Consider the following 15,611-nt stretch of genomic DNA (forward strand, 5'->3'; position numbering starts at 1 on the left):
ACCCGCGCGCGCCGTCCGGTCCGCCCGGCCGAGGCCGACCAGGCAGGCCGTGCCGCGCGACGGCGGACCGGCACGTCGGGCGGCAGGAGTGACTCGACCGGACCGGATGAGGCAGTGGGGCTGCGACAATGGGATCCTTGGCCCGGGGGCGGGCACGGAAGACGGTAAATTTCCCGATACGCGGTGTCATGGTTGACGCTCACGCCTCGTGAAAGTAAGTTTCATCCGTGGCGAAGAGTCCGAAGATTTCTGCGAGTCACGAGACCGGTGGACTGATCGTCCACATCAGCGGCCTGCTGCCCTCGCTGTCCCCGGCTGAACAGCGGGTGGCCCGGCTGGTCGTCGCCGATCCGGCGGACGCGGCCCGGCGTACGATCACCGACCTCGCCACCGCCGCCGAGACGTCCGAGGCGACAGTGATCCGCTTCTGCCGCTCGGTCGGCATGGACGGCTACCCCCAGCTGCGGATCCGGCTCGCCGCCGAGGCCGCCCGCCGGATCGAGCCGCCGGACGCGCGGGTGGTCGGCGGCGACATCCCGCCGGGTGCCGACCTCGCCCAGATCATCGCCACGATCGCGTTCAACGACGCCCGGGCCGTGGAGGAGACCGCCGAGCAGCTCGACCCGGCGGTCTGCGAGCGAGTGGTCGAGGCGATCGGCGCGGCCGGCCGGATCGACGTCTACGGCGCGGGTGCCAGCGGCTTCGTCGCCTCCGACTTCCAGCAGAAGCTGCACCGCATCGGCCGCATCGCGTTCTACTTCCCGGACGTGCACACCGCGCTCACCTCCGCCGCCCTGCTGGGCCGCGGCGACGTGGCGGTCGGCATCTCGCACACCGGCACCACGTCCGACGTCATCGAGGTGCTGGAGCAGGCCCGGGCGCGCGGTGCCACGACAGTGGCGCTGACCAACTTCCCGCGCTCGCCGATCACCGAGGTCGCGGACCACGTGCTCACCACTGCCGCCCGGGAGACGACATACCGCTCCGGCGCGACCGCCAGCCGGCTGGCCCAGCTCACAGTGGTCGACTGCCTCTTCGTCGGTGTGGCCGCCCGCAGCCGGGCCCGGACGAAGAAGGCCCTGGAGGCCACCGCCGAGGCGGTCCAGTCGCACCGGGTCGGCCCCGGGCGGAGGCGGGGATGACGGCGGGTCGGGTGGAGCGGGACGGCGTGGCGGCGGTGCGACCGGTGGTGCGCGTCGGCGCGCCGACCGAGCGGCGCAACCCGCACAGCGTCGACCTCGACCTGATGTCCACCCGGGACGTGCTCACCGTGATCAACGAGGCGGACCGGCGAGTGCCGGCCGCGGTCGCCGCGGTGCTGGACGAGATCGCCGAGACGGTCGACCTGGCCGTGGCCGCGCTGCGCGACGGGCACCGTGTGCACTACTTCGGGGCCGGCACCTCCGGTCGCCTCGGCGTGCTGGACGCGGCCGAACTGGCGCCGACGTTCAACTCGCCGCGGCACTGGTTCTGCTCGCACCTCGCCGGCGGCCCGGACGCGATGTGGCGGGCCGTCGAGGACGCCGAGGACGACGAACGCGGTGGCGCCGCCGACGCCGCCGAGTGCGTACGCCACGGCGACCTCGTGGTGGGCCTGGCGGCCAGCGGGCGCACCCCGTACGTCCTCGGGGCGCTCGCCGCGTCCCGGGCGCAGGGGGCCGGTACGGTGCTGCTCTGCGCGAATCCGGAGGCCGAGGCCGCCGCGTCGGTGGACGTCTTCATCGGGGTGGACACCGGACCGGAGGTGGTCACCGGGTCGACCCGGATGAAGGCCGGCACGGCGCAGAAGCTGGTGCTCAACACGTTCTCCACGGCCGTGATGGTGCGTCTGGGCCGGGTCTACTCGAACCTGATGATCGACATGGTGGCCACCAACGCCAAACTGCGCGGCCGCATGATCTCGATCCTCATGGAGGCCACCGGCTGTGCCGAGGAGGTGTGCCGGGTCGCCCTGCGGGAGGCCGACGGCGACCTCAAGACCGCGCTCGTCGCGCTCGTCTCCGGCGCCGAGGTGCCGGCCGCCCGGGCCGCGCTGGCCCGCTCCGCCCATCAGGTACGCGGCGCGCTCGAACTGCTCGCCTCCTGAGCGTTCCGGCCCCCGCCGCGGGCAGGCCCGTCCCGCCCGATCCACCCGCCCGGCGCATCCGCCCGGCGGGTGCGACGCGTATCACGTGCGGGGAGGGGACGACTCCTCCCGCACGGATTGTTCAACGAGGCGGAGGGTAATCCTTGAGCATGGCTGAACCGACCGGTCCGCAGGCGCGTATCTCGCAGTGACCAGGATCGCAACGACTCGGTGACGCGGCTCGCTGTGTTCATGGAACAGGCAATGGTGCCATTCCATGGGCGAACGGCGATTTCGCAGCTCCGGTGTGCGCCGAAAACGGCGCCCGCGAGCCGCCCGAACCGGGCCGGTAACAGGAAACATGGACCGGGCTCTCAGCTACTACTCAGGCATTCGTGACAGTTTCGACTCACGACATGGAATCCCCGACGCGTCACATCTGTTGTGTAGGTGTCAGCACCTACGGGCACAGCGGAGGTTACGGGGAGGGCTGATGAACGTGGGGATGGCAAGGAACCGGGCAACCGGCGCGAGCGAGGGGACCGTGGCAATCGTGGACAAGAACATCGGCATGCGTACCGACGAGGTCGCCGAGGAGCGGGACCTGGTCGGCGTCTACCTGCACGAGATCTCCCGGACGCCGCTGCTCGACGCCGCCCGGGAGGTCGACCTCTCCAAGGCGATCGAGGCGGGCCTCTACGCCGAGCACCTGCTCGACGAGGATCGGATCCCCGACGGCGTCGACCGGGAGGACCTGGAGCGGCTGGTCGCCGAGGGTGAGCGCGCGAAGGACCTCTTCATCCGCGCGAACCTGCGACTGGTCGTGTCGATCGCCCGGCGCTACGTGCGCTCCGGGATGCCCATGCTGGACCTGATCCAGGAGGGCAACACCGGCCTGGTCCGGGCGGTCGAGAAGTTCGACTACGAGCGGGGCTTCAAGTTCTCCACCTACGCGACCTGGTGGATCCGTCAGGCCATCAGCCGGGCGATCGCCCAGCAGGAGCGGACCGTACGGCTGCCCGTGCACCTGGTCGAGGACGTCAACCGGATGCGCAACGTGGCCCGGCAGCTCACCCGTGAGCTGGGCAGCGACCCGGAGCCGGAGCAGATCGCGACCGCGCTCGGCGTGACCGTCGAGCGGGTCAACGAGCTGGTCCGCTGGTCGCAGGACACCGTCTCGCTGGACACCCCTGTGGGTGACGACGGTGACACCAACCTCGGTGACCTGGTCGCCGACAGCGACGCGCCGTCGCCCGAGGAGATCGTGCTGACCGGCCTGGAGCGGCAGCGGATCGAGGGCCTGCTCAACCACCTCGACGACCGTTCCGCCGGCATCATGCGGGCGCGGTACGGCCTTGAGGACGGGCGGGAGCACTCGCTGACCGAGGTCGCGTCGCGGTTCTCGCTGTCCCGCGAGCGCATCCGCCAGCTGGAGATCCAGGCTCTCGGCCGGCTGCGTGAGCTGGCTCGCGCGGAGGGGCTCCAGGCGGCCTGACCTGGTAACAATGAACGGCGAACGGCCGGCGTCCGACAGGGGGACGCCGGCCGTTCGCCGTCTTCGCGGTGCTCAGACCCGGCCGTAGCCGGCAATCGTCATGATGTTCATGCCGCGCTTGCTGACGTTGCGTCCGGCGCTGGGCGCGTCGATGATCTGGCCGTTGCCGACGTAGAGCGCCACGTGCCCGAGCCCGGAGTAGAACACCAGGTCACCCGGTTGCAGTTGGCTGCGGCTGATCCGCGTGGTGGCCCCCCACTGCTGCGCAGCGCTGTGCGGCAGCGACTTCCCGGCCGCCCGCCAGGCGGCGAGCGTCAGACCGGAGCAGTCGTAGCTGCCGGGGCCGTCCTGGGCGTAGCCGTAGGGCTTGCCGACCGCGCCGTAGGCGTACCGCACCGCCGTGCCGGCGTCGCCGGAGACGGCCGGCGGCTTGCCCGCCGAGCTGGGGTTGCCGGGTGCCTCCGTGGCCCGCCCGTACGCCTTGCGCCGCATCTCGTAGAGGTCGGACAGGTCCGCCTCGATCCGCGTCTTCGCGGACTTGAGCTGCTTGGCCTGCGCCGCCTCCCGGGCGAGCGTGACGTCCAGCGCGGTCTTCTGGTCGATCAGCCGCTTCTGGTCGGCGGTGAAGCTGTTGATGGTGCGCTGCCGCTGGCGGGTGAGCTGGTCGAGCGTGCCCAGCCGCTCCGGCAGGGTGGCCTGGCCGCCCGGGTCCAGCAGGGCCGCCGCGGTGCGCATGCCGCCGGTCTTGTACGCCGTCGCGGCCAGCACGCCCACGTCGGCGCGGCTGCGTTCGGCCTGTTCCTGCAGCGGCCCGATCCGGGCCTCCAACTTGGCCGCGGTGGCCTTGTTGGTCTTGATGTCCTCGTTGAGCTTGTTGTAGGACTCGACGATTCGCTCCAGCTCAGTCGAGGACTTCTCGATCTGCTTCGTCAGCTCGGCGGGGGTCGGCTCGGCCCGGGCCACCTGCGCCGGGGCGAGCAACGCGGCCGAGAGGCCGGCCACCGCCAGCGAGCGGAGCAGCATCCGTAAGGACGACAAGAGCGGAAAGCTCCTCTCCCACCGGTCGCCGGGCGCGTTCGCGACCCGGCGACACCGGCCCGGGGCCGTCCGGGTGGACGGCTGTCGACCGGGCCGACCTGGACAACCTAACCCGTGATCGCAGTAGTCGGGAGTTCAAGCAGGGGCGAAAGTTGGCAAAGTGGCGGAAAGTGATGAGGGGGAACCGGTGGGTGGATGAGGCGACTCGCCCGATTCGTCGTTCTGGGCGGATGTCGCCAGGCAACGCCAGGCAAAGTCACGACAAAGACGGAAATCGCTCTCTGTTTCCGGCGGGCAGGGCCGGGCCGATGCCCCCCGCGACCGCCGAAACCCCGAGGTCAGGTGGCGCGAGGCCAACACAATGAAGCCCGGACGGGAAATCCCACCACGGGATCCCTGCTCCCGGGAGGCCGCCGTGCAGACCGACCGCTCCGCCGCCCAGCCGCCCCGCTCGCCGCGACCGGCCGCGCCCAGGCTGCTCTACGCCCGGCCCGGCATCGTCGTCACCGCCGAGCGTTTCACCGTCGGCCGCAACAGCTGGCCGGTGGCCGAGATCACCCAGCTCCGGACCGACCGCGGGCCGCACGACCGGCTCGCGATCCGGGCGGTCGCCGTGTCCGCCGCGATGATCGCCGCGGTCGGCCTGCTGCTCGGCTTCACCGGCGGCCTGCACCGGCTCACCGCCGGGGCGTACCTCATGCTCGGCGCCGTCGGGCTGGTGCCGCTGCTGCTCGTGCTGATCGGCGACCGCGTGCGGCCCCCTTCGCACGAGCTGTGGGGACGGGTGCGCGGCACCGAGGTGCTGCTGTTCAGCAGCGACGACGAGCGGCAGTTCGGCCAGGTCGCCCGCGCGCTGGGGCGGGCCCGGGAGGCGGCGCGGCTGGGCGGCTGGGCCGACCCGCCGGCGGCCGAGCCGTGGCGGCCGGCCCGGTGAGACGCGGTCAGCCCGCGACCGGCTCCGGCGTACGCGACCGCGTCTCGGCGGCCACCCAGTGGCTCACCCGCCGCTCGGCGTAGAACGAGACGAACGGCACGGTGCCGGCGAGCATCACCAGCAGCATCCGCTTCAGCGGCCAGTTCGCCCGGCGCGACAGATCGAACGTGAGCGCCAGATAGAGCATGTACAGCCAGCCGTGCGCCACGCCGACCACGGCCACCACGCTCGGGTTGTCGAAGCCGTACTTCAGCGGCATGCCGATCAGGACCAGCACCACGAGCGCCACGCCCACGATCCAGGCGATCACGCGGTACCGGGTAAAGGCTCCGCCCACCGTCGTCCGTCCTTCCGCACCGGCCTCAGCCGGGATAGTCGCCGGGCCGGGCGCCCGGATTGGCGTTCAACCAGGATAGGTAGCTGTTGTACGCGGCCAACTCGGCGTCGTCCGCCCCGTCGGCCGGGGCGGCAGGCGCCCGCACGACGCGCACCGGCCGGCGTACCGCCGGGGTGCCGGCGGTCACCGGCGGCGCGGGACCGGCCGACGGCGCGGTGTCCTCCGCCGGCGCCGGGTCGGCGGCGCGCAGCGTCTGGCGGACCTCACGCCACCAGACGAAGATCACGAAACCGGCGAAGACCGGCCACTCGATCGCGTAACCGAAGCTGATCGCGTTCCCCCCGGCGGCGCGGGTGACCTGCCACCAGCCCATGCCGAGGCAACCCGCCACGAGCACGACCATGGCCACGTGGCGGACGATCCACGCCGGTGTCCAGAGCCGATTCATGCCAACGAGAGTACCGGGGCCGCCGGTCGTCTCCGACACGGCGTCGTAGTCCGGGCGGGGTTTGGTGACACGCCCGCTGGGCATCCGAACAGGTGCCAACCCGAACGAGACGAGGGGGCGACGATGACCGAATCGGTACGCCGGGACGCGAGCCCGGAACAGCGGGTCGCGGAGTGGGACGGCGACCACGCCCGTACCGTCGACGCCGACGGCGAGCAGCTCGGGGTGGACCCCACGGAGCTGGGCGACGAGGACCTGATCCGGGAGATGCAGAGCCTGCACCGCACCCGGCTGGACACGCTGCGGCACGCCACCGACTCGGCGCTCGCCAACCACCTGCGGCGCACCGCCGAACTGGAGACGGAGTACCTGGCCCGGCACCCCGGCCGGGAGGTCGACCCGAGCCGGCTGCGGGACGCCTGATGGCCAGCCACGCCGAGCGCGGCATGTCCGCGCCGCCGGAGGTGGTGTTCAACACGGCCACCGATCCCGACCGCTCCTCGGCCTGGCTGCCCGAGCGGCTGCGCAGCTCCGGCACATGCCGGGTCGAGGTCGTCGACGCCGACGACATGCGGGCCCGGTGGAGTGCCGCGGACTGGTCCGCCGAGATCGACGTGGAGCCGGCCGGCGCGGGCGGCGCCCGGGTGCGGCTGGACCTGGCCGGGCCGGACCACGACCTGGCCGACGAGATCCTGGCCAACCTCGACCGCGAGGTGGCCGACAACCTGACCGCCGGTTGAGCCCGGCCCGCACGACGAGCACGAGGAGGCCGGGTTGACCGGGAGTGGCCTGAAGCAGAAGGTGGCGCGCCTGCGCCAGGCGTACGCACCGCACGAGCACCGGCCGCTGGAGGGCTACCTGAAGGCGATGGGCACGTACGCCGGTGTCACAGCCGCGCTCGTCGGCCTGGTCCGCGCGACCGGCCGGCCGGTGCCCGAGCGGCCCACGCCCGCGGACGTGGTGCTGCTCTCGATCGCCACGCACAAGCTCAGCCGGCTGCTGTCCAAGGACGCGATCACCAGCCCGCTGCGGGCGCCGTTCACCCGCTACGACCACCCGATCGGCAGCGGCGAGGTGATGGAGCAGGTCCGCGACGAGGGCAGCCCGACCCGGCACGCGCTCGGCGAGCTGGTGAGCTGCCCGTTCTGCCTGGCGGTCTGGGTGGCCACCGGGCTCACCGGCGGCCTGGTGCTGGCGCCCCGGCTGACCCGGCTGGTCGCCACCGCGCTGACCGCGGTGGCCGCCTCCGACTTCCTCCAGATGGGGTACGCGGTCGCCCAGCAGGCGGCCGAGGGCGGTCGCCACGAGGCGTGACCCGAGGACACGAAAGGGGGCCGGCGAGCGCCGGCCCCCTTTTCCGTGTCTCCCACGGTCAGGTGGGGGTGGTGCCGTGGTCCTCGCCGGCCCAGCCGCGCGACGCCTCCGGCTCCCGCTCGTCCTCGTCCTCCCCGGTGACGACGTCCCGGTCCACGGCGGTGCGCTCGTGCTCGTTGGCGAAGTCCGGCTCCGGCAGCGTGTCGACGCCCTCCGGGGGCTGGCCGAGCGCCGCCAGGTGCTCGTGGTCGGGGTTGCGATCGGTCATCTCGCGTCCTCTCGGTCTTCCGGGGGCTCAGGCGACCGTGCCGCCCAGCAGATCCGCCGCCTCGTCCGCCGCGTACTCGCCCTGGGGGAGTGCGGCGATCCGGGTGAGCAGCTCCGCGGGGAGTTCGGCGGCCACCGCCCGGCGGTAGATGTCCGCCTGGGTGATCCGCTCCTGGCCGTGGTAGATGTCGTCGAGCAGGTCGTCGAGCGGCCTGGTGTCGGGCTGCTCGGTCACGGGCGCGTCATCGGTCACGCCGACCACCTACCCGGCACCGAACCGGTCAAACTCGCCCCAACCCCGCTCAGGCCGGTGCCGGGAGCGTGGCCCGGCGGGCCCGCACGGCCTGGGCGAGGTGGTCGAGGACCTCGGCGGTGGCGTCCCAGCCGATGCAGGCGTCGGTGACCGACTGGCCGTACGCCAGCTCCCGGGTCGGGTCCAGGTCCTGCCGGCCCGGCACCAGGAAGCTCTCCAGCATGATGCCGGCGATCCCGCGCTGGCCGGCGGCGAGCTGGGCGGCCACGTCGGCGGCGACGAGCGGCTGGTTGCGGTGGTCCTTGCCGCTGTTGGCGTGGCTGGCGTCGACCACCACCCGCTCCGGCAGGCCCGCGGCCCGCAGCAGTTCCAGCGCCCCGGCCACCGACTCCGCGTCGTAGTTCGGCCGGCCGCCCCCGCCACGCAGCACGAGGTGCCCGTCCGCGTTGCCCCGGGTGTGCATGATCGCCGGGGTGCCGGAGACGTCGATGCCGGGGAAGACGTGCGGCACCCCGGCGGCCCGGATCGCGTCCACGGCGGTGGCGATGCTGCCGTCCGGGCGGTTCTTCATGCCGATCGGCATGGACAGCCCGGAGGCGAGCTGCCGGTGCACCTGGCTCTCCACCGTCCGCGCGCCGATCGCGCCCCAGGCCACCGTGTCCGCGATGTACTGCGGGGTGATCGGGTCGAGGAACTCGCAGCCCACCGGCAGGCCCAGCCGCAGCACGTCGAGCAGGAGCGCCCGCGCGGTACGCAGGCCCGTGTTCACGTCGCCGGAGCCGTCCAGCGCCGGGTCGTTGATCAGGCCCTTCCAGCCCACCGTCGAGCGCGGCTTCTCGAAGTAGACACGCATCACCACGAGCAGGTCGTCGGCGACCCGGGCGGCGGCCTCGCGCAGCCGGCCCGCGTACTCCAGGGCGGCGGCCGGGTCGTGCACGGAGCAGGGGCCGACGACGACGAGCAGCCGGTCGTCGTCGCGGTCCAGCACCCGGCCGACGGCACGGCGGCCCGCCACGACGGCCTCGGCCAGCGGGGTCTCAAGCGGCAGGTGGTGGTGCAGCAGGGCCGGGGTGGTCAGCGGCACCACACGGTCGATGCGCTGGTCGATGACCCGATGGGCGTCCTGGGACGTGGTCACGGTGGGGATTCCTTCCGCCGACCGTGCCCCCGTGCCGGGTCCGGGGGATCGAGCCGGCTGCTCGCATACGAAAGGGCAGGGAAATCGATCCCTGCCCGCCGGCTCGAAGAGGTGGTGACGTCAGCTCATGGTCGAGTCACCGGCTCCTCCAGCCGGCTGCCTAAACCATCGATACGACCGCGTCACGTCGGCCAGCGTACCCGACGCGCGGCGGAAAGCCCGCTGTCGTTCCGAAGTGCGGAACGCGGGGTATGTGATCGGCATGACCACGAGCCACGACCCGAGTGACCAGGAACGGATCGAGTCCCGAGCGCACCTGCTGCCGGAGGAGGCGGCGGCCGGCAGCGACGACGCGGAGGCGCAGGCCGACGCGATCCTCACCGAGTCCGACATCCGCGAGGCGGACCAGAACGCCGCCCCCGACACGGTGCTGGAGCACCGCACCTCCGAGCAGACCGTCACCCCCGTCGAGCCGCCCGACTGAGCCCGGCTCCCCGGGCCCGGCGGGAACCCCGGTAGCTGTCGTCCCGCAGCCGGGCCAGCGGGCCGGCCAGACGCAACCCCGGCGGCACGTTGCCGATCGGGTCGAACGCGAGCGCGGCGTCCTCGGCGGCGCCGCGCTCGTCGTCGAGGCGTACCTCGCCGAACGGCCGCCACCGGCCCACCGCCGAGGCGACCGCCAGCACCAGCCGTGGCTCGTCGCCGGCCACCGCCGCGCCGGCCTCGGCCAGGCCGCGACCCAGGTCGGGTGACTCCGGGTCGGCCAGCACGGCCAGGAACAGCCGCCGCCCGCCGGCCCGGAACGGCATGATCGACGTGTACGTCCCGGTGAAGCGCCGCCGGGGCAGCGGCAGGTTCCGCAGCACCGGCGCGGCGGCGCTGGAACTCCACAGCAGGTCCACCGGCGGCTCCGGATCGCGGTGCAGCCGTACCGCCACGCCCAGCACGTCCGGCCAGTCACCCGGCGTCGGCACGCCCTTGGACAGGCGGATCGTGGCCGGCCACCGGCCCGGCAGGTCGAGCAGCGGCACCCCGGTCGGCGGTCCCGGCGTACCCCAGATCCGGGTCTCGCCGGCGAACGTGCGCCCGGCCGGGTGCAGCAGCCGGGCGTGCCGGAGCCGGGCCAGCGCGGCGGCGGCGCGCTCGACGGCGGAGGGTGTGGTGGCGGCCATGCCCGCACGGGTACCCCGGCGCGCACCGACGATGCTCCGGCGCGCGTGTCACCTTTCCGCCTCCGAGATCGGATAGCGTCGTCTCATGCCCGACAGCGGTTTCCCCTGGCCGATCGAGACGACCCGACTGGACAACGGCCTGCGTGTGGTGGTGAGCGAGGACCGCACCGCCCCGGCCGTGGCGGTCAACCTCTGGTACGACGTGGGCTCACGCCACGAACCGGCGGGACAGACCGGCTTCGCCCACCTCTTCGAGCACCTCATGTTCGAGGGCTCGGTGAACGTGGCGAAGACCGAGCACATGAAGCTGATCCAGGGCGCGGGCGGCTCGCTCAACGCGACCACCAACCCGGACCGGACCAACTACTTCGAGACGGTCCCGGCCGAGCACCTGGAACTGGCGCTCTGGCTGGAGGCCGACCGGATGGGCGGGCTGGTGCCGGCGCTGACCCAGGAGACGCTGGACAACCAGCGTGACGTGGTGAAGAACGAGCGCCGTCAGCGCTACGAGAACGTGCCGTACGGCGACGCGTGGCTGCGGCTGCTGCCGCTGCTCTACCCGCCGGGCCACCCGTACCACCACGCGACGATCGGGTCGATGGCCGACCTGAACGCCGCCGACCTGGCCACCTTCCAGGAGTTCCACAGCACGTACTACGCGCCGAACAACGCGGTCCTCACAGTGGTCGGCGACACAGAGGCGGCGGAGGTGTTCGCGCTCGCCGACAAGTACTTCGGCGGTCTCACCGCGCGCGCCGACATCCCGGCCGCGCCGGACGGCCGCACCGTGCCGGCCACCGGCCGCCCGGCGGTGGAGACAGTCACCGCCGAAGTGCCCGCCCCCCGCGTCTACGTCGCGCACCGCACCCACCCGTTCGGCACCCAGGGGTACGACGTGACCACGGTGCTGGGCACCGTGCTCGGCAGCGGCCGGGGCAGCCGCCTCTACCAGCGGCTCGCCGACGGTGAGCGGATCGCCCAGCCGGACCTCGTCGGCGCGTACGGGGTGGACCTCGCGCACGCGCCCGCCCCGCTGATCGCCACCGCCACGGCCCGTCCCGGGGTGAGCGCCGAGCGGCTGCGCGACGGGCTCGCCGAGGTGGTCGACGAGCTGGCCACCGTGCCGGTGACCGCCGCCGAGCTGGACCGCGCCAAGGCGCTGCTGAGCACCATGTGGTGGCGGCAGATGTCCACCGTCGACGGTCGGGCGGACACGCTCGGCCGCTACGCCACCCAGTTCGGCGACCCGGCCCGCGCGGCCGACCGGCTGCCGGCCTGGCTCGCGGTGACCGCGGAGCAGATCGCCGAGCAGGCCGCCGAGCTGCTCGGCGCCGCCGACCGGGTGATCCTGACCTACCTGCCCGAGGAGAACTGATGTCGCTGATCGCCACCCGTCCCGGCCCCGGCGCCGCCCGCGCCTACCGGTTCCCGCAGGTGGTCCGGCGGACGGTGGCCGGCGGTCAGGTGGTCGCCGCGCACCTGCCCGGGCAGAACCTCGCCGTCGCGTTGCTGCTGCTCGACGGCGGCGCGGGCCGGGAGCCGGTCGGCAAGGAGGGCCTCGGCGCGGTGCTGGCCAAGGCGCTGGAGGAGGGCACCGCGCAGCGGGACGCCACCGCGTACGCGCTGGCCATCGAGGCGCTCGGCACCGAGCTGGCGACCGGGCTCGACTGGGACTCGTTCCAGGTGAGCGTGCAGGTGCCGGTGGACCGGCTGACCGCCGCGGTGGAGCTGCTGGCCGAGGCGGTCCGTACGCCCCGGCTCGACCCGGCCGACGTACTGCGCGTACGCGACGACGAGGCGACCGCGCTGCGGATGGACTGGGCCAACCCCGGCCCGCGTGCCGACGCGGTGCTGCGGGCCGAGCTGTTCGGCGCGGAGCACCGGTGGGGCCGCCCGCTCTACGGCGACCCGGACAGCGTGGCCGCGCTGGAGGTGGACGACGTCACCGTCTTCCACTCGGAGTGGTTCATCCGCCCCGGCACGCTCGTCGTCGCCGGCGACCTGGAGCGGATCGACCTGGACGCGCTCGCCGCGACGGCGTTCGCCGGCGCCGGCGGCGGCCCGGTGGAACGCGGCGGCCCGATCGACGTGCCGCTGGCCGGGCAGCGCCGGGTCATCCTGGTCGACCGGCCCGGCTCGGTGCAGTCCACGCTGCGGCTCGGCCACCCGTCCCCGCATCGCGCCCACCCCGACCACGTGCCGATGACGCTCGCCGGCACCGTGCTCGGCGGCGCGTTCACGTCCCGGCTCAACCACCTGATCCGGGAGGTACGCGGCTACACGTACGGGATCCGCGGCGACTTCGCCTCGTCCCGGCGGTTCGGCCGGTTCGCGGTCAGCTCCGGTGTGCAGACCGCGGTGACCGCCCCGGCGCTCGTCGAGTCGGTGGGCGAGATCTCGCGTACCCAGCTCACCGGTGTCAGCGAGGACGAGCTGGAGGTGGCGCGTTCCTGGCGGGCCGGGCAGCTCTCGGTCGAGTTGCAGAGCCCCCGGGCCATCGCCGCGGCCCTGACCACGCTGGTCGTGCACGACCTGCCGGACGACTACCACGCGCGGCTGCGGGAGCAACTGCTCGCGGCGACGGTCGAGGACGTCTCCGCGGCGGCCGCCACCTATCTGCACCCGGAGTCGCTGACGATGGTGATCGAGGGGGACGCGGCGGTCATCCGGGACGAGCTGGTCGCCAGCGGTCTCGGCGAGGTGGTCGACCACACGTGACCGGGCGGGGCGGCGGGCCTGTGATTCCCGTCGCCCCGCATCCGCGCGGTGGGAAACGTTTCCCACCCGCACCGCCCGGCTGGGTAGCCTCGCGGGCATGAGGATCGGCATTGTGGGAGCCACCGGTCAGGTCGGTGGCGTCATGCGGCAGGTGCTGGCGGAGCGCGAGTTCCCGGCGGAGCAGGTGCGCCTGTTCGCCTCGGCCCGGTCGGCCGGGCGCACGCTGCCCTGGCGCGACGGCGAGGTCACCGTGGAGGACGCGGCCGCCGCGGACTACCGCGGCCTGGACATCGTGCTCTTCTCGGCGGGCAAGGGGACCGCGAAGGAGCTGGCTCCCCGGGTCGCCGAGGCGGGCGCCGTGGTGATCGACAACTCCTCGGCGTTCCGGATGGACCCGCAGGTGCCGCTGGTGGTGGCCGAGGTCAACCCGCACGCGATCGCGGACCGCCCGAAGGGCATCGTGGCCAACCCGAACTGCACCACGATGGCCGCCATGCCGGTGCTGCGCCCGCTGCACGACGAGGCCGGACTGGTCAGCCTCGTCGTCGCCACCTACCAGGCGGTCTCCGGCGCCGGCCTGGCCGGTGTGGCGGAACTGGACGAGCAGGTCCGCAAGGTGGCCGAGGACGCCGCCGGGCTCGCCTTCGACGGCCGGGCGGTGGAGTTCCCGGCGCCGCGCTCGTTCGCCCGTCCGATCGCCTTCAACGTGCTCCCGCTGGCCGGCTCGATCGTCGACGACGGCTCCTTCGAGACGGACGAGGAGCAGAAGCTGCGCAACGAGAGCCGCAAGATCCTGGAGATCCCCGGGCTGAAGGTCTCCGGCACGTGCGTGCGGGTGCCGGTCTTCACCGGCCACTCGCTGCAGATCAACGCCCGGTTCGCCCGGCCGATCGACCCGGCCCGGGCCCGTGAGCTGCTCGACGGCGCGCCCGGCGTGGCGCTGCGCGACGTGCCGACGCCGCTGGAGGCGGCCGGCCAGGACCCGACGTACGTCGGCCGGATCCGGGCCGACGAGACAGTCGAGCACGGGCTCGCGCTGTTCTGCGCCAACGACAACCTGCGCAAGGGCGCGGCGCTGAACGCCGTGCAGCTCGCCGAGCTGGTCGCCGCCGAGCGCTGACCCCGCGGGCGTCCGTGCCGGACCATCCGGCACGGACGCCCCCGCAGCGGGTATGCACCCGCGTCGCCGGCCGCCCCGCGCCGGCAGGGCGGGGGTGCCGATGACGGCCGAAGGAGACACCGGTGACGCCGGGATCCTCCCGGACACCGGCCGGGCGATCGGGTTCAGCGACGCGGTCTTCGCCATCGTCATCACGCTGCTGGTGCTGGACCTGCGGGTGCCCGAGACGGCGCCGGGCGGGATGCTGCGCGCGCTGCTCGACCAGTGGCCGGTCTACCTCGCCTACGTCACGTCCTACCTGTACGTGGCGGTCAACTGGCTGAACCACAAGGGGACGTTCCACCGGGTCCGCTGCGCCGACCGGGGACTGCACTGGGCGAACCTCGGCGTGCTGTTCAGCGTGGCGCTGCTGCCGTTCGTCACCGCGCTCGTCTCCCGGGCCGTGGAGGAGGGCGACGTCTTCGACGAGCGGGTCGCGGTGTCCGCGTACGCGCTGGTCGGCGTGATCCTGTCGATCACCTGGTTGTGGCTCTACCACTACCTGAGCCGACACCGGGAGCTGCTGGAGCCGCACGTCCCCGCCCGGTTCTTCGAGGCCGAACGCGTCCGGGCGCTGCTCGGCGTCCTCGCGTACGCGATCGCCGGTCTGGTGGGCGTGCTGCTGAGCGTGCCGGCGGCGCTGGTGGTGCTCCTGCTGCTGCCGCTCTTCTACGGGTTGTCCAGCAACGGCTTCTACGACCTGCGCCGGCGCCTGCGTCACCGGCGGTGACGCCCGCGTTACCCCGCCTGTGGCGGCGGGTAGACGGCGGTGCCGACACCGAGAGGGGAGCACCATGACAACGGTCGGAGAGTTCATGACGACCCGGTTGGTGACGATGGACGGCAACGACACGCTGATCGCCGCGGCGCAGGAGATGCGCGACAGCGCCATCGGCGACGTGGTGGTGACCGACGGCGACAACGTGGTCGGCATCGTGACGGACCGGGACATCACGGTGCGGGGCGTGGCCGAGAACATGGATCCCACCGCCACCCGGCTCAACCAGGTCACCAGCAAGGACGTGGTGACCGTCAGCCAGTACGACGACGCCGTGGCCGCCGCGGACCTGATGCGCACGTACGCGGTCCGTCGCCTCCCGGTGATCGACGACGGCCGGCTGGTCGGCCTGATCTCCATGGGTGACCTGGCGGTGGAGCGGGAACCCCAGTCGGTGCTCGCGGACATCAGCGCCGACGAGCCCAACAACTAGACCTGCCTGCCGCGGTGACGCCGGCTCCCGGTTCGGGGGCCGGCGTCGCGCGTCCGTGCCGT

General features: G+C 73.2%; 20 protein-coding genes. 13 read left to right on the plus strand and 7 right to left on the minus strand.

Features of this window, described 5'->3' with window-relative positions; all coding sequences use genetic code 11:
* The first annotated feature begins 227 nt into the window (after positions 1-227).
* From ABD52_RS02075 to ABD52_RS02085, 3 genes are all read left to right on the plus strand, one after another.
* Positions 228-1,142 (plus strand): MurR/RpiR family transcriptional regulator, encoded by a 915-nt coding sequence (locus tag ABD52_RS02075; RefSeq protein ID WP_047890572.1) that lies wholly within the window; start codon positions 228-230, stop codon positions 1,140-1,142.
* Positions 1,139-2,086: an N-acetylmuramic acid 6-phosphate etherase gene (gene murQ / locus ABD52_RS02080; protein ID WP_013288153.1), complete on the plus strand. Its 948-nt coding sequence runs from the start codon at positions 1,139-1,141 to the stop codon at positions 2,084-2,086. Before ABD52_RS02075 ends, murQ begins: the two co-directional genes overlap by 4 nt.
* Positions 2,087-2,570: 484 nt before the next feature.
* Entirely contained in the window at positions 2,571-3,560 is a 990-nt protein-coding gene (locus ABD52_RS02085; RefSeq protein ID WP_041784543.1) for an RNA polymerase sigma factor RpoD/SigA, read from the plus strand.
* A 72-nt stretch (positions 3,561-3,632) separates the two neighbouring features.
* Here the strand turns inward: ABD52_RS02085 and ABD52_RS02090 are convergent, their stop codons facing one another.
* Entirely contained in the window at positions 3,633-4,598 is a 966-nt protein-coding gene (locus ABD52_RS02090; RefSeq protein WP_013288151.1) for a C40 family peptidase, read from the minus strand.
* Between the two features lie 415 nt (positions 4,599-5,013).
* Here ABD52_RS02090 and ABD52_RS02095 point away from each other — a divergent pair, with 415 nt between their 5' ends.
* Positions 5,014-5,532 carry a DUF6232 family protein gene (locus ABD52_RS02095; RefSeq protein ID WP_013288150.1) on the plus strand — a complete coding sequence of 173 codons (519 nt, stop codon included), beginning with the start codon at positions 5,014-5,016 and terminating at the stop codon, positions 5,530-5,532.
* A 7-nt stretch (positions 5,533-5,539) separates the two neighbouring features.
* Here the strand turns inward: ABD52_RS02095 and ABD52_RS02100 are convergent, their stop codons facing one another.
* Positions 5,540-5,869, minus strand: coding sequence for a DUF3817 domain-containing protein (locus ABD52_RS02100; protein WP_030271312.1), 330 nt, complete (start codon positions 5,867-5,869; stop codon positions 5,540-5,542).
* 25 nt (positions 5,870-5,894) lie between these two features.
* Positions 5,895-6,317, minus strand: coding sequence for a hypothetical protein (locus ABD52_RS02105; RefSeq protein WP_047890573.1), 423 nt, complete (start codon positions 6,315-6,317; stop codon positions 5,895-5,897).
* A gap of 123 nt (positions 6,318-6,440) precedes the next feature.
* On the opposite strand from ABD52_RS02105, the gene ABD52_RS02110 reads away from it, so the two are divergent.
* Genes ABD52_RS02110 through ABD52_RS02120 form a run of 3 tightly spaced genes read left to right on the plus strand, consistent with a single transcriptional unit; the run spans position 6,441 to position 7,631 of the window.
* A complete protein-coding gene (locus tag ABD52_RS02110; RefSeq protein ID WP_047890574.1) occupies positions 6,441-6,740 on the plus strand; it encodes a DUF6158 family protein in 300 nt (99 codons plus the stop codon).
* Positions 6,740-7,057, plus strand: a complete 318-nt coding sequence (locus tag ABD52_RS02115) for a hypothetical protein (protein WP_013288146.1) — start codon at positions 6,740-6,742, stop codon at positions 7,055-7,057. Before ABD52_RS02110 ends, ABD52_RS02115 begins: the two co-directional genes overlap by 1 nt.
* 34 nt (positions 7,058-7,091) lie before the next feature.
* Entirely contained in the window at positions 7,092-7,631 is a 540-nt protein-coding gene (locus ABD52_RS02120; RefSeq protein WP_013288145.1) for a DUF1360 domain-containing protein, read from the plus strand.
* A 58-nt stretch (positions 7,632-7,689) separates the two neighbouring features.
* On the opposite strand, the gene ABD52_RS02125 is transcribed toward ABD52_RS02120, so the two are convergent.
* Genes ABD52_RS02125 through ABD52_RS02135 form a run of 3 tightly spaced genes read right to left on the minus strand, consistent with a single transcriptional unit; the run spans position 7,690 to position 9,298 of the window.
* Positions 7,690-7,899 carry a hypothetical protein gene (locus tag ABD52_RS02125; protein ID WP_013288144.1) on the minus strand — a complete coding sequence of 70 codons (210 nt, stop codon included), beginning with the start codon at positions 7,897-7,899 and terminating at the stop codon, positions 7,690-7,692.
* A gap of 27 nt (positions 7,900-7,926) precedes the next feature.
* Positions 7,927-8,151 carry a hypothetical protein gene (locus ABD52_RS02130; protein ID WP_013288143.1) on the minus strand — a complete coding sequence of 75 codons (225 nt, stop codon included), beginning with the start codon at positions 8,149-8,151 and terminating at the stop codon, positions 7,927-7,929.
* A gap of 49 nt (positions 8,152-8,200) precedes the next feature.
* Entirely contained in the window at positions 8,201-9,298 is a 1,098-nt protein-coding gene (locus tag ABD52_RS02135) for a 3-deoxy-7-phosphoheptulonate synthase (protein WP_030271308.1), read from the minus strand.
* A 253-nt stretch (positions 9,299-9,551) separates the two neighbouring features.
* Here ABD52_RS02135 and ABD52_RS02140 point away from each other — a divergent pair, with 253 nt between their 5' ends.
* Entirely contained in the window at positions 9,552-9,773 is a 222-nt protein-coding gene (locus tag ABD52_RS02140) for a hypothetical protein (RefSeq protein WP_013288141.1), read from the plus strand.
* Here the strand turns inward: ABD52_RS02140 and ABD52_RS02145 are convergent.
* Positions 9,748-10,461, minus strand: coding sequence for a hypothetical protein (locus ABD52_RS02145; protein WP_047890575.1), 714 nt, complete (start codon positions 10,459-10,461; stop codon positions 9,748-9,750). The genes ABD52_RS02140 and ABD52_RS02145 overlap by 26 nt on opposite strands.
* 85 nt (positions 10,462-10,546) lie before the next feature.
* Between ABD52_RS02145 and ABD52_RS02150 the strand changes: the two genes are divergently transcribed.
* The 5 genes from ABD52_RS02150 (at position 10,547) to ABD52_RS02170 (ending at position 15,549) form a co-directional block, all read left to right on the plus strand.
* Positions 10,547-11,836, plus strand: a complete 1,290-nt coding sequence (locus ABD52_RS02150) for a pitrilysin family protein (RefSeq protein ID WP_047890576.1) — start codon at positions 10,547-10,549, stop codon at positions 11,834-11,836.
* Positions 11,836-13,179, plus strand: a complete 1,344-nt coding sequence (locus ABD52_RS02155; protein WP_030271303.1) for a pitrilysin family protein — start codon at positions 11,836-11,838, stop codon at positions 13,177-13,179. The genes ABD52_RS02150 and ABD52_RS02155 overlap by 1 nt, the downstream gene beginning before the upstream one ends.
* Before the next feature lie 97 nt (positions 13,180-13,276).
* Positions 13,277-14,299, plus strand: a complete 1,023-nt coding sequence (locus tag ABD52_RS02160) for an aspartate-semialdehyde dehydrogenase (protein WP_030271300.1) — start codon at positions 13,277-13,279, stop codon at positions 14,297-14,299.
* A gap of 100 nt (positions 14,300-14,399) precedes the next feature.
* Positions 14,400-15,068 carry a TMEM175 family protein gene (locus ABD52_RS02165; RefSeq protein WP_047890577.1) on the plus strand — a complete coding sequence of 223 codons (669 nt, stop codon included), beginning with the start codon at positions 14,400-14,402 and terminating at the stop codon, positions 15,066-15,068.
* Between the two features lie 64 nt (positions 15,069-15,132).
* Entirely contained in the window at positions 15,133-15,549 is a 417-nt protein-coding gene (locus tag ABD52_RS02170; RefSeq protein WP_047890578.1) for a CBS domain-containing protein, read from the plus strand.
* Positions 15,550-15,611: the final 62 nt, after the last annotated feature.

It is taken from the genome of Micromonospora sp. RV43 (genome assembly GCF_001029515.1).
In the GTDB taxonomy this organism is placed as follows: domain Bacteria; phylum Actinomycetota; class Actinomycetes; order Mycobacteriales; family Micromonosporaceae; genus Micromonospora; species Micromonospora aurantiaca.

Coding starts and splice junctions, on each gene's coding strand:
- murQ (WP_013288153.1), top strand. CDS start 1,139: ATGACGGCGGGTCGGGTGGAGCGGGACGGCGTGGCGGCGGTGCGACCG.
- ABD52_RS02085 (WP_041784543.1), top strand. CDS start 2,571: ATGGCAAGGAACCGGGCAACCGGCGCGAGCGAGGGGACCGTGGCAATC.
- ABD52_RS02105 (WP_047890573.1), bottom strand. CDS start 6,317: ATGAATCGGCTCTGGACACCGGCGTGGATCGTCCGCCACGTGGCCATG.
- ABD52_RS02110 (WP_047890574.1), top strand. CDS start 6,441: ATGACCGAATCGGTACGCCGGGACGCGAGCCCGGAACAGCGGGTCGCG.
- ABD52_RS02115 (WP_013288146.1), top strand. CDS start 6,740: ATGGCCAGCCACGCCGAGCGCGGCATGTCCGCGCCGCCGGAGGTGGTG.
- ABD52_RS02125 (WP_013288144.1), bottom strand. CDS start 7,899: ATGACCGATCGCAACCCCGACCACGAGCACCTGGCGGCGCTCGGCCAG.
- ABD52_RS02140 (WP_013288141.1), top strand. CDS start 9,552: ATGACCACGAGCCACGACCCGAGTGACCAGGAACGGATCGAGTCCCGA.
- ABD52_RS02145 (WP_047890575.1), bottom strand. CDS start 10,461: ATGGCCGCCACCACACCCTCCGCCGTCGAGCGCGCCGCCGCCGCGCTG.
- ABD52_RS02150 (WP_047890576.1), top strand. CDS start 10,547: ATGCCCGACAGCGGTTTCCCCTGGCCGATCGAGACGACCCGACTGGAC.
- ABD52_RS02155 (WP_030271303.1), top strand. CDS start 11,836: ATGTCGCTGATCGCCACCCGTCCCGGCCCCGGCGCCGCCCGCGCCTAC.
- ABD52_RS02160 (WP_030271300.1), top strand. CDS start 13,277: ATGAGGATCGGCATTGTGGGAGCCACCGGTCAGGTCGGTGGCGTCATG.
- ABD52_RS02165 (WP_047890577.1), top strand. CDS start 14,400: ATGACGGCCGAAGGAGACACCGGTGACGCCGGGATCCTCCCGGACACC.
- ABD52_RS02170 (WP_047890578.1), top strand. CDS start 15,133: ATGACAACGGTCGGAGAGTTCATGACGACCCGGTTGGTGACGATGGAC.